The following is a 14,881-nucleotide window of genomic DNA, read 5'->3' on the forward strand; positions in this document are numbered from 1 at the left end:
AGATTGAATAGGATTGTTAAACAATGAGTAAGTTATCCCTGCACGATTACGACATCGATCAGTTGCAACAGGTGCACCAGGATGTGACGGTTCTCCGATACCGACTGGATGAGCAACTGCCCGACTGGGCCGATTTGGGGCGGGCATTTCCCGCTGTGGAGGAGATTCAGTTCGGCAGTTATTTGGAGACGGTGCGACCCATCGATACCGAGTTGCTGCGCCATTTTCCCAATTTGAAGCGCTTGTACTGTCAGGACAACCCGTTGCAGCTGCAGGGGGTGGAGTCCTCAATGGTGACCAACCTACGGGTCATTCAAGGCGCCAGGGTGGAAGACCCGGCCCAGTTTAGCCTGTTGAGCCGCTGCCACGACTTACTGAAGCTGCACCTGGAGGTGCCCAGGGTGCCGGTGGTGTTTGAACTGCATGCCGACAGCCGCCTGAAACAGCTCCATCTGCGGGTCGAGAACAACGGCCGTTTGGCACTGAATCTGGCTGGTGCCGCTCAGTTGACGGAGTTGTGCATCGGCCCGTTGAACTACGGCGACGATGCTGACCCGTTGACGGTGGAGCAACTGCTGTTGCCGAATTCGGTAAAAAAGGTGTCGTTATCTCCCAGTGGCCCGCTGCAGTTTTGTCATTGTATCGACGCGGGACAGGCCAATTTGGACGAGCTTCGCGTTGAAGCGAGAGAGCTTAGGGTTGCCCCTGGTGGCCTCGCTCGTGCCGTTGCCATTGGCGATCTTCATGTCAATGTCGGTCAACAGGCCGAGCAAGTACCCGACGACCTGTTCTGTGGGGTGGGCAGTGTGGGGCAACTGATGTTTCTGCCCCAGGACGCCAACTTTCACCTGGCCCGGTTGCTGGCGCCCATTTCCGGAGTCCGTTCCCTGTACCTGTTTTCCAAGGGAAATGGCGAGATTGGCGAGCTGAATCTGCCGAACCTGACCCATCTCTATGCCACCCAGGCGTCGCTGTCTCAGCTGGGTGGCCTGCGTCACTCAACGGCGCTTGAACACCTTGATCTTCGTGATGTAGGCCCACTGGGTGACGGGGCATTGCTGGCCGCGCTTCCTCAGTTAACCCGTCTGCAGTTAGAAGGCGTTGTGGGCGACGAATTGCCTCAGAGCCTGCGAGCCCACCAGGGCTTGACTCGGCTGGCGCTGCACAACAGCCCGTTGCAGCGTCTGGGCGATCTCAGTGGCATGAGCGCACTGACCCAGGTGGAGATCGAGCAGTACAGTTACCACGGCCCCTGCACGACCCTGCCTCAGGTGGATGATCTGCTTACGCTGCCGGCATTGGCACAGCTGCGGCTGAGATTGACCCCTCAACCCGGCGATGACGCCGGCATCTTGATGCAGTTGCCTGAGCAGGTCGAACTGACGTTTAGCATCTACGACCACGTGGCCCGCTCGGAGCAACTGAACAAGCAGCGCACCATCTTGTTGCAGGCGCCCCTGACTCAGGCTCAGAAACAGGCCTACTGGCAGGTGCTCTATCATGCGCCCAAGCCGCGAGATCTGCCGCAGATGGAAGGCCGGTTCCACCTGACATTTCTGGAAGCCAAATACAGTGCCTTTAAGAAGGCGGCCCATGCGTGGCTGCGGCACAATGCCCAGCAGGCGATTCTGCAGCGTCCTTTGAGCAAGGAGACGGTGCTGTTTGTGTGTGGAAAGAGTGGTATCAAGGTCAGTGAACTCAAGGCCAAGGCCACGGAGCTGGGGTTTACCATCAGCAAGAAACTGGATGACGGCGTCACCCATGTGCTGCTGGGGGCCAATCCCAAGCAGACCCAGCTGCTGGATCCTGACCGGCATCTGATTATCGACGATACCGCACTGACTCAATGGTTCGAACAGTCGGCGCCGCAGTTTCTGCAGCAGCCACAGGCGGTCGACAGTGGCATGATCGACACCGTTATGACCATGCTCAACTCTCCCGATGAAGCCTCTCACCAGGTGGCGGTGGAGATGCTGGCCCAGGGCGGCGTTACCGAAGCGATGCAGATGCCACTGTTCCTGATTCTGAAGACCACCAGTGACAAGGCATTGCGCAAAGCCATTCAGCAACTGCTGGCGGGCAAGGGCGATGAGCTGTTCCAGTTGGCCGTTGGCGACCGAGTGTTCTTCGAGGCCGACTTGCGCGGCCTGGATTACGAGGGCCACCCCAAGGGCGAAGGCCCGATGTTCAAAAAAATAAAGGGGCTGACCAAGCGTTGGGGCCGAGAGTTGTGCATCGATTTTTCCAAGGCCTATTTCGACCGGTTTGGCGAGGGACTTATCTGGTTGCTGACCCAGAAAGAGGAGTGCTGTCGCCGCCGTGCCATTACCCAGGAGTTTGTGGAGGGGCAAACCCTCAATTGGCACAAAGGCTGCGGTTTTGGCCTGGTGCTGGCAGGGGCCGACGAAGAGCGGCTTACCAACTGCCATGGTTCGCCAGAAATTTACATGCAGCACCAGTTCGAACTGGGTAAGCCCAAGACCCGGTTGCCTGAAGGCCTGCCTACCGAGACTCTGATCACCGAGCTGGATCTGCACAACTGTTATCTGGCGGCATTGCCGGCCAACTTTGAACGCTATCTGCAAGTGAAAAAACTTAACTTACAGTTTAACCACTTGACGAAACTGCCGCCCAAGCTGGCCAGCCTCACTGAGCTCGAGGAGTTGGATCTCTCTTTCAATCATTTTGAAGAGTTTCCTAAAGTGCTGTTTAAGATGAAAAACTTAAAGAGGCTGGATCTTCGCCGTGGGTCTGAGCCCTTGTATCGCTGGGGCTATGACACCGATAACGGCTATGAGCCGTTGCGGGCCCCGCAGAGCTTCCGTGAAGCCTTGCCTGACTGCGAAATTCTGGAAGACGAATCATGCTGAGACTCGGCATCACGCTTACCGTGACTTTGATGGCCTTGGCTCTGGGGGGCTGCACCGTTTTTGGGCCTGGTCGCGATGAGCAGCAGATCCTGGTGCTGCTGGGCCAGCTCAATCTGTGTCAGTACGACCAGGCGGAACGTAAGCGGATGTATGATGCCGCCAGAATGGGCAACAAGACGCCATACCCCTTGTTGTATTGCGAAGGGGAACGCAGTGCCCGTTTTGATGCCCGCTTTCTCGACAGTCGCAAACACACTGGCTTTGAGGTACTGGGCAGTCATTTTGAAGCGGATGGCTATGGCGCGGCCCTGATAAAGATTCGCACCCCGGCCTGGCGACGGGAGTGCGAAGCGCTGGGACAATGGGATTCGCAACAATGCGAGGCGATGGTGATGGGCATTAATGCCCCCCAGCTGAAGAAAGTCGATAAGTTTGAGCGGCTGCGGATCTGGCATCGTCAGGATCAATTGGCGCAAGTGGGCAAACCGGAAATGATGGTGGACTACTTCTTGATGCCGTTGAAGCGAGACAGCGGCGGACAACTGCGTCCTAATTGGGTTGAGAACGGTGGCGCTGCCCGGGCCAGCCTGGGCCTGGCCGAGCGTGTTGGAGAGGCCGTGGAGCCGCTACCGGTCCAGTATTACGACAAACAGTATGATTTGCTGGCGCAGGACGCATTACCTCAACACTACATGGGGGTGTTCTTCTATGCCACGCCGCAGTTGTTGGATTACGTGGCACGTCCAGAGCCAGCCTACAGTTTTCCCCTGAGAAAAGGGGTATCCAGCCCGGGTTACCGGGTCAGCATCTATCGAGCCGTAAAAGGAAAGAGAGAGTTTTGATGAAACCGACACTATTGTTGTCAGCGCTGTTACTTAGCGGCAGTGCGCTGGCCGGTAACGATTGCACCGGTAACGATGTTTGGGTGTTTGAGAATGACACCAATAAGTTCGGTGGCGGCACCTTTGGCAACTGCGGCGCTTATCCGGCGGATGAGTCATTGCGGGTGGTCACCTATACCTCCTGGGCGGATGGAGAGATGGGGCAGCGCCACCTGATTTGGCGGGTGTTGTTGACTAAGGCCGACAAGCCAGACGTGGTCGCTTCGGCCACCCTGAACCTGTGGGAAGGGCCCAACATGGTGCTGCGGGAAGAGGTAGAGGAACCGTTGTTTTTCGTCGATAAAGCCAACTACCCCCTGAATGCCAGCACCAATGCCTTTGCCGTCCGTGCCGACCTTGGTCCCGACTCTTACTGTCGCGACGTCAGTCGCGATCAGTTTGTCACTCTGTTTGTTCGTGATGGCAGCCAGCTCAAGCCAGTGCTAAAGCACCTGCCTTTGAAGCAAAGCCTGGTGGTCGAGGGCAGCCCTTGCAGCCGCTATGACTACAGCAAAACCGCTCGGGGAGAAGGTCGCTTGACTCTGTTGGACACCGTAACCAACGGCTATCGCGATCTCAAATTCACCACTACTGCGGTCTATGAAAGTTACGATGAGCTGTCTCAGCAACAGGTGGATGAAACCGACCCCGGCCAGTGGGAGGCTTCGTTTAAGCCCGAGACCCGCCAGTTTGACACCACCCTTAAGTTTGATGGTCACCGTTACCCGGTTGAGTGGCAGCAACTTCCTTCAAAAGAGTGGTGGCAGCAATGACAATGATGAAAGGAGTCCGGATGAACAAACCCTTGATAACCCTGGCCGCAGGCCTGACGCTGGCCTCTCCCTTGGTCATGGCGGCTCAAACCTGTACTCCGCAACAGTATGAGATGCTGGAGGAAGATAAGCAGTTGTTTGGGCCGTTGTCGTCGCCGGTGTGTAAGGCGTTGCCGAATCGTCCGGAGTTGACCCTGGCGTCCTACTTCGTCTGGACCGATGGCGGCCGGGTCGGGGAGCGCAGCTACCAGTGGCACACGGTGATGATGGACAGTGACTCCAACACCGTGCTGGCCAGGCACCGGCAGGAGATTTCTGAAGACGCCTACACCAAAGTACGCCCCGACAGCATCTGGCTGGATACGGCCAACTATGCGTTGAACGATCAGGTGCGCGCCTTTGGTGTCCGGCTGAACATCGGCCGAAAGCCGGAGTGTGCCAAGGAGTATCGAGGTCAGTTTTTTAACCTGTTTGTCTATCAGAACCATATCCTGACGCCACTGCTGGAGAATCTGCCTATGGCGTATTCCCGAGTACACGATGGCAAGGATTGCGGGGACAAACAGCGCTGGGACAAAGAGGTGGGCAAGTCGCAACTGCAGATGCTGCCCAGCAAGCACTACGGGTTTGCCGACATCAAGGTAAAAACCAAGGGCAAAATGTACTATGAGCCCATCACCCGTCAGAGGGACAAATCCCGCAGCCACGGCTACATCCTGAAGTACGATGGCGAACGCTATCGCTTTGATCCGTCTTCTCTGCCCGGCCATCGCTGGAGGGATTCTAAGGCTTTCTATTAGTGGTGGCGGGTACCGAGGCTGCGCGCCAGGGCAGCCTCGGTTGTGACAATGATCTTCGGCGACGCCTGGCATCAATCATGCCAGGTAATCATGAGTAGCAACGGGAAATAAATGACATCCATCAGCAATCGACACAGACGTCAGCTTCAATGGGCTCATCTTTTTGCCATCCTGGTGTTTGTTGCAAGCTGGCTCTACTGGCCGCTGAGTGGGCTGTTGATTCCATTTGCGCTCTGGTGCCTGTTTGCCTGGCTCAGGAATCAATCTGAGCCGCTTAAAGCCGGCTACCTGAGTGTGCTCAAGACCCTGGGCGTGTACGTGAGTTTCAACCTGTTGGCGGTTGCGGCCTTGATGCTGGCGGCACAGCACAATCGGGGCGGTCTGTTTAGCGGCAGCGGTGCCAACGACTTTATGTTGTTGATTGTTTATGGCCTGTCGGGGCTGCTACTGGCATTAGTGGGCACGGTGTGGGCACTGGTGCGGTTGGTGAAGGGTTTTCAGCGCCTCAGAGAGCCACAGGAGCAGCAATCATGAGGCGTTTTCGGCTGTCTCAGGTGTCCTATTTCATCTGGTTTATGTTCACGCTTTTCTCTTTCGCGGTGGGGTTAGCTGCCTACGTGGTGCACGAGTTTCACGCCTCGTTCAACTGGCCTACCACCAGAGGAATGGTGGTGGATACCTGGATAGAGGAGATTCATACTCAAGGCAGCAGTGCCGATCCGCACTACGAAGTGGGCATCGAGTTTGTGTATGCCATTGGCGAGGAGTTTCACCATAAGCGTAATAAGACCGACATCAATGGGGCGATACCCGGCTATTCCCGTGAGGAAGCGCAGTCTCTGGTGGCCGAGTATCCCAGGGGCAAGGTGATCGAGGTGCATTATAAGCCTGGCGCACACGATACCGCGGTCATTACCCCGACCATGCACCCGTTTATGATTGTTGGCCTGGTGATTTTCAGTCTGGTGCTGGCGCCGATTCTGTACGTGATGTATCGGCAGATGACCGGAGATCCCGACAGCTATCTGGTCAGGTACGTGTAACCGAAATTGTGACGTCGTTCACGTAAAGGACTCGCCAGGGCGTGTAGTGTTAATTTTTCATAAAATCAGTTAGATATGTGAAATAGGGTGCTACCAGGTTGCCTTGTCGACCCAGCACGCCGGTGACTGCTCAAAAGGGAAGAGAATGCTGCAGATTGTATGGGATCTTATTCAACAGGGGCAGATTGCTCGAAATCAAGCCGATGCACAATCGGCCTCAGGCCTGGCGGTTTCCAGCAGCACTTCGGTGACTGAATTAAGAAATCAGTTGGATACCTTAGTCCTGGCGAATCAGGCGATGTGGGAGATCCTGTCTGAACGCCTGAATGTGTCGGATGCCGAACTGGTTACCCGAATGAACGAGATTGATCTTCGAGACGGCAAACTGGATGGCAAGTTATCCAACTCCAGATTAACGGCCATGGCCTGTCCGGAATGCGGAAAAACCATCGGTAAAAGAAGAGCTAATTGTTATTGGTGCGGCGCCCGGGTAGAAGGCGTCAGTCCTTTTAAGAAATAGGAACTCAAACCATGCCTTGTACCGAGGCGGATTAAGCAAAAATTACAATGATCCTGTGAAAGCAGTTTTGCAGGGAGTGTTTTTACTCATAAATTAGGGAAGTATTATGAGGCGATTGCTGGTGTTTTTATTGATTGGCATCCTGTCGGGTTGCACCTCGAACCGTCAGATAGATGCCAGTGGACATGATTTTTCTGCGATCATAGAGAATGTCAAAGTGGGTGATGAGATCAGTATTACCACACTAGACGGTAACGAATTTAAGTGGGTAGTCGACAACATCGATGATCACAGCGTCGCCGCAGGGGATGAAGTGATTCAGTTTGATGAGATTAAAGAGATCAAAAAACGAGAAACGTCGGTATTTAAAACGACCGCCCTGGTGGCCGGCACCACGTTTGCCGCAATTATTACCTACTCTGCAATTGCCATGCTTGCAATGCTTGGCGCGTTTTAAAGTAGGAGATATCAGTTTCAAGCTGTAGCACTCCCGAGCCGGTTCTTTTGGCACATTGTGTTGTTGTTAACTTCTCTCGAGGCAACGTAAGGACAGTATTGGTGACTGAGACTTACAAACTAGGATGCTATGGCATCAGGATAGGGTCTTTACGACCCTTTATCTTCGGCTGTGAATTTGAGGTTCCCAAGCGATAAGGTCGATTTCGCGACATCAGCGACTGAATAAGCAAAGGGGGGCTGATTTTTTTCAAATGACCCAGGTTTCAGGCTCGACCTTCAAATGTTTACTCTAGTTAAACAGCTCATCAAGCTAGCCTTTTACGTGGTGTTCACCCCCTTTGTGCTGTTAGGGACCTTGGTTACCGCGCCCATCTGGTATCCGAAAAACAAGCGCAAACGCCGTGACCGGCGTCTGCTACTGTTGTCACTGCTGACGCGGGGGCGGGCGGCGTTGTGCCACAGTACCGCTGAAGGCAACAGGGAGACGGGGGCATTAAAGCGGCTGGCAAACTTGTCCGAAGCACAGTTCGAGGTCTTTCTGCTGCAGACTCTGGAATCCATGCAGGGCGAGGATGGCTGGTTTTACCTTCGAATCGACTGGGCGGCAACCGATGAAGTCGAGCCTCAAACCGATGCTCTGGCTAAGCAACTGGGCCTTGAAGGCCGGTTTGTGCCAAAGACGTTGTCCGACGATCCTGCCTCCATCGAAACTGCCTTGGCAGAGTTTGGAGGTTGGTTGGGTCAGAGAGGGTATCGATTGGTACTTTGGGAGCAAGGCGGCGATGAATACATCGGTTTTGCCTGCCAGCAGCAACAACTGGATGATCTGCTGTCTTGTGGGGATGCCCTTTGTTTGAGCTTTCAGAGTTGCCAATAGGGCATTACTTGATTTGAGTTGTATTTCCCACAGCGCAGCGAAAGACAGTGCCAAACCCCAGACGGTCTGCCTAACCAAGTTGTCTACCGTTAGAACCATGTGGCAGGTTTTTAAAGAGTTGCAGAGTTGTTTTGTTCAGTAACTGTGTCAGTTTGGTACGGCTCGACTTTACCTATCCTTACCTGGCCTTGACCCCGTTTTCCCCCTGAGACCATTACACTGCCGACACGGTATCGGTGTTCTGTCGCCGGTGTCGACATTTTGTTGCACCTCTGTGTGCTAGCTTAATCCTATAACCGATTCACTTACCGGAACAAACTCCATGAACCGATTGATAAAGCCGGTCTTTGCTGCTGCCCTGTTAGGCTCGATAGTATTGGCCATGACCACATCGGCTGTCGCCAAGGGCGCGGGCGATAAGCCGCAACTGGTGGAACTGTTTGAGGTCGTCAACGAACCCTGGGGCGATCGTTTGGAGGGGGTCGGGACCGTATATGCACGCAATCACATCGAAGTGATTAGCCAGACCGAAGGCGTGATCCGTTCCGTCGATGTGGGCGATGGCAGGGTGGTGAAAAAGGGCCAGTCGCTGATTCAGCTCGATCCCAGTTACCCACAGGCGATATTGGCGGAAGCACAGGCTCAGTTGCAGGATGATGAGCGTCGATTGGCTGAACTTAGCCAGTTGAGTCGCAGTAATGCGGTGTCAGAGTCCAGTTTGCTGGAACAGCAGGCCAAAGTGGCGATGTCAAAAGCCCGGGTTGATGCCGCCCAGGTGTCTCTTTCTTACTACAGCATCAAGGCGCCGTTTGACGGCGTACTGGGTCTGAGTCAGTTGAGCCAGGGGCAGTACATTCAGCGTGGAGAGGCGCTGTTGAATCTGACCGACCTTAACAGCCTGTATGTGGATTTTGGCCTTCCCAGTCGCTACCTGTCTCTGGTGCAAGTCGGGCAATTGGCCAATCTTCACTTTGACGCCTGGCCGGATCGGGAGTTTACCGCCACCATCAGCAGCATCGATCCGGTCATCGACACTCAGAGCCGCAACCTGAGGGTGCGCACCGAGTTGGATAATCCCCAGCAAATGTTGCGTCCCGGCCTGTTGGTGCAGATTCATGTCCAATTGGCGTCGTCGCCGTCGGTTGTGGTGCCTACCAGTGCCATTTTCTATCGCGGCACTGAGGCCTTTGTGTATCAGGTTAAGCCGGATAACCTGGCTCACTCGGTGGCCATTGAGGTTGGCTCCAGTCGTGGCACCCTGACTCAGGTCCTGCAAGGGCTGGCGCCGGGAGCCCGAGTCGTGAGTGCTGGTGTGGGTAAATTGACTGATGGCAGTCCGGTGGCAGTGGCGGATGACCAGGAGCAACAACCATGAGTTTGTCGGATCTGGCCATTAAACGTCCGGTGGTGGCGTGTGTTATCAACCTGCTGTTGATCGTGTTTGGCGTGCTGGCGTTGAATCAGTTGCCGCTGCGGGAGTACCCGGATGTCGCGGCGCCGATAGTGTCGATTCGCGCCGACTATTCTGGTGCATCGGCCGACATCATGGAGTCTCGAGTACTAAAGGTCATCGAGGATCAGCTGTCCGGCATTGACGGTCTCAAAACCATTGACTCTTCGGCCTCGGCCGGGCGCGGTCGCATCAAGGTCGAGTTTGATGCCAGCCGTGACATAGAAGCGGCCGCCAACGACGTGCGCGATGCCGTCGCCAAGGCTCAGCGCAGCCTGCCGGTGAACATGAAGACCCCGACGGTGGAAAAAAGTGATGCCGACGGCGATGGGGTGATCAGTTACGCGGTGTCTTCGACCACCCTATCGGCGGTGGCGCTTAGCGACTACGTCAGTCGCCAGTTTGTGCAGCCGCTGAGTCTTCTCGATGGTGTCAGTTCCATCGAACTGCGGGGGGAGCAGCCCTATGCCTTGTTGGTGCAGCTGGATCCGGTGGCGATGGCCAGTCGCAACGTGACGGTGTCCGATGTGGAAACGGCGTTGAAGAACGAGAACCTGGAGGCTCCGGCCGGCAATTTGTCGGATCAGGCGCGCAGCTATGCGTTGAGGCTGGAACGCAGTTACCTGTCGGTGGAAGACTATCGTCGCCTGATCGTTCGCCGCAATGAGGATGGATCCAACCTGTACCTGAGTGACATCGCCACGGTGACGACCGGCTCCAAGGACGACCAGACGGTATTGCGGGTCGATGGCCAGGCGATGGTGATGATGGAATTTCTGAAGCAATCTCAAGCCAATACCCTGGAGGTGGTCAATGGCATCAAGGCGGAGGTGGAGCGGTTAACGCCATTTCTGCCTCAAGGGATGTCGATCAAGCCATTGTCCGACAGTTCGGTATTCATCGAGAGTGCCATAGGCGAGGTCTACAGTACCTTGGCCATTACCTCGGTGCTGGTGATTCTGGTGATCTACACCTTCCTTGGCAGTGCCCGCGCGACACTCATTCCAGCGGTCAGTGTGCCGGTGTCTCTGGTGGCAACCTTTGCGGTGTTAGCCCTGTTTGGTTTCTCCATCAACCTCATTACTTTGTTGGCACTGGTTCTGGCGGTGGGGCTGCTGGTGGACGACTCCATTGTGGTGCTGGAGAACATTGTCCGGCGCATTGATGCCGGAGAACCGCCGATGCTGGCGGCGTACCGGGGCACCCGAGAAGTGGGCACGGCGGTAATTGCCACCACCGCGGTACTGGTGGCGGTGTTCATACCCATTACCTTGCTTAGCGGCACCGTGGGACTGTTGTTCAGGGAGTACGCCATTACTCTGTCTGCGGCGGTGGTCATCTCCAGCATTGTGGCATTGACCATGGGACCGGTACTGGGCAACCGGTTATTAACCATGAACGTAAAGCCGACGGCGCTGCACCGATTGATGGATCGTCTGTTTCAGGTGCTGGAAGGCCATTATCGCGCCCTGGTGGTGCGGATAACCAACAGGAGTTGGCTGGCGGTGGTGCTGGTGGTGATGAGCCTGGGCTTCATTGGCTGGAGTTATCAGGTCGTGCCGCAGTCGTTCGTCTCCAAAGAGGATCAGGGGCGCCTGTTTGTGACTCTGAAGGGCACCGAAGGCACCGGCTTTGCCGCAATTCAACCTGAATTGGATGAGATTGAACGCCGAATGGTGCCGATGATGGCACCGTCCGGGCCTATCGCCTCCATGGCCGTGCGTAATCCCGGGCGAAACGGTGAGCACGAAGTGATGCTGATCATCGATCTGGTTCACTGGGATCAACGTCAACAGTCGGTGTTTGAGGTGGGCAATGAGATTCGCAAACGGCTGGCACCGATGGCAGATTTCAAAGTGTCACCGATGGTAAAAAGCAGCTTTGGCAGTCGAGCCAGAGCGCCGGTGGAACTGGTGATCGGAGGCGGCAGTTATCAGCAGGTGAAAGGCTGGGTCGACAAAGTGCTGGCCAAGGCCGGTGACAACCCCAATCTGCTGGACCTGGACAGCGACTATGAGGAAACCACGCCGCGGATTCGTACCACCATCAATCAGGCTTATGCCCACGAGCTGGGGATCTCGGTGGCCGAGATTGCCAATACGCTGGAAACGGTGCTCGCTGGGCGTGACATCACGACTTACATCGAGAACGGTGAAGAGTATGACGTCAACGTTCGCGCCCCCAGGGCGTTCTTTGACGGCATCACCGATCTGGCCAATATTCACCTGCGATCCGACCATAGCGGTGATCTGGTTCGCCTCGACAGCCTGGTGACGGTGCTGATTGAAGGTCAACCCAATCAGCTTAAACACTTCAACCGGCGCAAGGCGATCACCATCTCGGCGGATCTGGCCGATGGCTATGCCTTGGGGCAGGCGCTGGAGTACCTGGAAACCATCGTTCGAGACGAGTTGCCGGATCAGGCCACCATCGATTACAAGGGCGAGTCACTGGAATACCAGCGCTCCAGCAGTTCGATGGGACTGGTGTTTGCGTTAGCCTTGGTGGTGGTATATCTGGTGTTGGCGGCCCAGTTTGAGAGCTTTGTTCATCCTCTGGTGATCATTATGACCGTGCCATTGGCGCTGACCGGTGCCTTTGCCGGCATGCTGGCGGTGGATTTGACCCTGGACATCTACGCCCAGATCTCGCTGATCATGCTGATTGGCCTGGCAACGAAAAATGGCATTTTGATTGTTGAATTTATTAATCAGCTTCGGGATCGAGGGCTAGAGTTCTCTCAGGCCATCGTTCAGGGGTCGGTGCAGCGATTGCGACCGATCATGATGACGGCGATAACGACATTGGCAGGTACGGTGCCGCTGATTCTGGCCAGTGGTGCCGGTCATGAATCGCGGTTTGCCATTGGGGTGGTGATCTTCTCCGGGGTGTTGGTGGCGACCCTGATGACCTTGATTGTGACACCGGGGCTGTATCGCTTGATGGCGGTAAACACCACGTCTCCGGGGACCGAGGCGGCCAAGCTGGCGGATTTAGACCGAGCACATCCGCCGGGACGCAGCGCCCACTGAAGTGCACGGCCATCGGTTTTTTAGCCAAGCCTGCGTTTTCTTCAGGGCCCTGGGTTGTCAACGGTTAGGTTGATACTGAATGGAAAATAGAGAAGGTGGGGGGGCTTGAGTGACAGCGGTCACTGGCCAGGTTGGCGGTTTCAGATCAACAGCGGGCTGCACAGTGCAGCCCGTCAGGATTGGAATTACAGGTTTGGCTTGTAGTCAAAACCGGCCTGAGCTTCGGGATCGGTAAAGCTATTGATGGCTTGTTTGCGCAGCAGCAGGTTGTTGATCACCGAGCCGGGAAACATCTGAATGCCGTTATTGAAATCTTCCACATTGCGGTTGAAGATGCGAATGGCGGCACCAATTTGCTCTTGCTGTTCGGAGATCTCCGCCATTATTTTCAGATAGGTGTCGGAGGCCTTTAGCTCTGGATAGGCTTCAACGGCGATGTTCAGGCCTTTCATCAGGCCGGCGGTGTGCTTTTCCGCCTCGGCCAACTGCCCGGCATCGACAGTGTCGCTGTTGAGGCCGTCAATGGCGCTGCGCAGCTTGGTGACATCGGACAGTACCGTGGCCTCGTGCAGCTTGTATTTTTCCACCATCTTTTCGACGTGAGGAATGATCTTGTTTTTCTGACGCTCCTGGGTCAAAACCGAAGCCCAGGCACGATCAACGGCGTTGAATTTTCCGATGATGCCGTTGTAGATCAGGATAATGGACAGTATTACAAAGGCGATGATGCCAAGTATCACGTAGCTGATTTCCATGGGTGTCTCTCTTATTTGTGTGTCTACGGCGCCCGGCTTAGAGCGCCGATGTGTCAAGCGAAATTGTTGTCGCTGAGGCGCATCAAGTGATGGACAAGCGTCTTGATGGCGGTCAATTTCTTCAGTTCGGCGTGGCCGGCGATCTCCTCGGCAAACGCATCGGGTTGATCGAGCCCGAACTGGCGTTTCAGCGTCAACAGATCCTTATCGTCGAAGGCGATGCAAGTGTAGCCACTGGCGTTGACCTCGATGATGGGGCGTTTGTAATCGCGACCAAACTCACTCAGCAACTCTACCACCGCCGGCGTCAGCAAGCGTGCGGCGGTCATCTCCTGTTTGGCTCTGACCCGGAAATGGCGGTTAAACTCATTGGAGGCGGTGGTGTACTTTTCGCCTCGATAGCTTATCCGTCTATCGCCGTCGATGGCGATGGATTTAGCAAACGGAAATTGCAACAACAATCCGTGACGGTAGTAATGATCGTAGGTGGTTCGAGTCTTGGTTCTACCTTCGGAGTCGGTATAGGTTTCGGTGCGCTTGTCCACGTAATGGAACTTATACACCTGAAAATCGAAGCTGTGGACATCGCCTTGGTGATGTCCTTGATACATCTCCATGATCTCTCTGCGATAATTCCCTCGGTCAAACTCCCTGAAGTAACCTTCAAGCTCCTTGGCCTTGCCCTCTTTGTCGATGGATATCGGGGTCAGTTCGTTGTTAAATAGCCGATCGCGCAGATGAATGCGATCGGAGACCGGATCGCGCCAGTGCTGACGTTTGCGTAACCACATCCACAAACCGATGGCGATAATCCCCAGACCGATGGTGACTAACTCCGGTGGCTGAAGGCGTCCGCCGCCGCTGGCAAAGAAAATCAGGTTACCGACACAGAACCAGTAGCCCTGGTGCCAGAGATCGAAGGGCACGGTGATTATCGTGCATCCCAGGGCGATGATCCCGATCCTGAGCCAGGGGCGGGCCAGCAGCGGCGGCAGGGGGATAAGCTTGTTGCGCTTTTCACACTGCTGGCCGATAACAATACCAATCAGGGCGGGAGCAAGGTAACTGCTGTTTCTTAGCACTTCGGCCACTATCGACCCGAAGCTGCTAATGAAAGACCCGTAAAACACGTAGTTTTGAAACAGACCAATGGTACAGACGTACACCAAAGCCCACTTGAGGCCATGAAACAGGCGGTCATCGTAGTCCAGTGGCCCAGGGTGAACTTTGATCTCATTGATCAAGGTGACCAGATCTTGTTGGCCACTGGCTTTTTCGACCTGCTCTTTGATCTTGCGAATATTGGCGGTGACTTGTTTATTGTGACTCATTCAGCGGGAAATCCTGTAATGCGGTGAATTCGGCAGTGGGCCGACGGCGCCGATTATCCCTGAGTCAAGCCAAAAACGAAAGTTATAAAA

At 55.2% G+C, this 14,881-nt stretch carries 13 protein-coding genes; 11 read left to right on the forward strand and 2 right to left on the reverse strand.

Going from position 1 to position 14,881, the window contains the following annotated elements; translation table 11 throughout:
- The first annotated feature begins 23 nt into the window (after positions 1 to 23).
- The 11 genes from H598_RS0104190 to H598_RS0104240 all read left to right on the forward strand — a co-directional run bounded on the left by H598_RS0104190 (position 24) and on the right by H598_RS0104240 (position 12,705).
- Positions 24 to 2,870 carry a leucine-rich repeat domain-containing protein gene (locus H598_RS0104190; protein ID WP_028111884.1) on the forward strand — a complete coding sequence of 949 codons (2,847 nt, stop codon included), beginning with the start codon at positions 24 to 26 and terminating at the stop codon, positions 2,868 to 2,870.
- Positions 2,864 to 3,712, forward strand: coding sequence for a hypothetical protein (locus tag H598_RS0104195; protein ID WP_028111885.1), 849 nt, complete (start codon positions 2,864 to 2,866; stop codon positions 3,710 to 3,712). Before H598_RS0104190 ends, H598_RS0104195 begins: the two co-directional genes overlap by 7 nt.
- Complete coding sequence (locus tag H598_RS0104200) at positions 3,712 to 4,524, forward strand: hypothetical protein (protein WP_028111886.1); 813 nt, start codon at positions 3,712 to 3,714, stop codon at positions 4,522 to 4,524. The genes H598_RS0104195 and H598_RS0104200 overlap by 1 nt, the downstream gene beginning before the upstream one ends.
- A 20-nt stretch (positions 4,525 to 4,544) precedes the next feature.
- Positions 4,545 to 5,324 (forward strand): PA3715 family protein, encoded by a 780-nt coding sequence (locus H598_RS0104205; protein WP_028111887.1) that lies wholly within the window; start codon positions 4,545 to 4,547, stop codon positions 5,322 to 5,324.
- Positions 5,325 to 5,435: 111 nt separating this feature from the next.
- Positions 5,436 to 5,858: a hypothetical protein gene (locus H598_RS0104210; protein WP_028111888.1), complete on the forward strand. Its 423-nt coding sequence runs from the start codon at positions 5,436 to 5,438 to the stop codon at positions 5,856 to 5,858.
- A complete protein-coding gene (locus H598_RS0104215) occupies positions 5,855 to 6,367 on the forward strand; it encodes a DUF3592 domain-containing protein (RefSeq protein WP_028111889.1) in 513 nt (170 codons plus the stop codon). The genes H598_RS0104210 and H598_RS0104215 overlap by 4 nt, the downstream gene beginning before the upstream one ends.
- Positions 6,368 to 6,512: 145 nt before the next feature.
- The gene (locus H598_RS0104220; protein ID WP_028111890.1) at positions 6,513 to 6,887 is read left to right on the forward strand and encodes a hypothetical protein; all 375 of its coding nucleotides are present in this window, start codon (positions 6,513 to 6,515) and stop codon (positions 6,885 to 6,887) included.
- Positions 6,888 to 6,993: 106 nt separating this feature from the next.
- Positions 6,994 to 7,344, forward strand: coding sequence for a hypothetical protein (locus H598_RS0104225; protein WP_028111891.1), 351 nt, complete (start codon positions 6,994 to 6,996; stop codon positions 7,342 to 7,344).
- A 282-nt stretch (positions 7,345 to 7,626) separates the two neighbouring features.
- Positions 7,627 to 8,223, forward strand: coding sequence for a DUF6630 family protein (locus tag H598_RS25430; protein ID WP_051252379.1), 597 nt, complete (start codon positions 7,627 to 7,629; stop codon positions 8,221 to 8,223).
- 322 nt (positions 8,224 to 8,545) lie between these two features.
- The gene (locus H598_RS0104235; protein ID WP_028111892.1) at positions 8,546 to 9,598 is read left to right on the forward strand and encodes an efflux RND transporter periplasmic adaptor subunit; all 1,053 of its coding nucleotides are present in this window, start codon (positions 8,546 to 8,548) and stop codon (positions 9,596 to 9,598) included.
- The gene (locus H598_RS0104240) at positions 9,595 to 12,705 is read left to right on the forward strand and encodes an efflux RND transporter permease subunit (protein ID WP_028111893.1); all 3,111 of its coding nucleotides are present in this window, start codon (positions 9,595 to 9,597) and stop codon (positions 12,703 to 12,705) included. The genes H598_RS0104235 and H598_RS0104240 overlap by 4 nt, the downstream gene beginning before the upstream one ends.
- A 185-nt stretch (positions 12,706 to 12,890) precedes the next feature.
- Here H598_RS0104240 and H598_RS0104245 read toward each other — a convergent pair whose 3' ends face one another.
- Together H598_RS0104245 and H598_RS0104250 are read right to left on the reverse strand one after the other, a co-directional pair.
- Positions 12,891 to 13,460 carry a LemA family protein gene (locus H598_RS0104245; protein ID WP_028111894.1) on the reverse strand — a complete coding sequence of 190 codons (570 nt, stop codon included), beginning with the start codon at positions 13,458 to 13,460 and terminating at the stop codon, positions 12,891 to 12,893.
- A 53-nt stretch (positions 13,461 to 13,513) separates the two neighbouring features.
- Positions 13,514 to 14,791, reverse strand: a complete 1,278-nt coding sequence (locus H598_RS0104250) for a DUF3137 domain-containing protein (RefSeq protein ID WP_028111895.1) — start codon at positions 14,789 to 14,791, stop codon at positions 13,514 to 13,516.
- Positions 14,792 to 14,881: the final 90 nt, after the last annotated feature.

The sequence above is a fragment of the Ferrimonas kyonanensis DSM 18153 genome, from assembly GCF_000425405.1.
Lineage (GTDB): Bacteria > Pseudomonadota > Gammaproteobacteria > Enterobacterales > Shewanellaceae > Ferrimonas > Ferrimonas kyonanensis.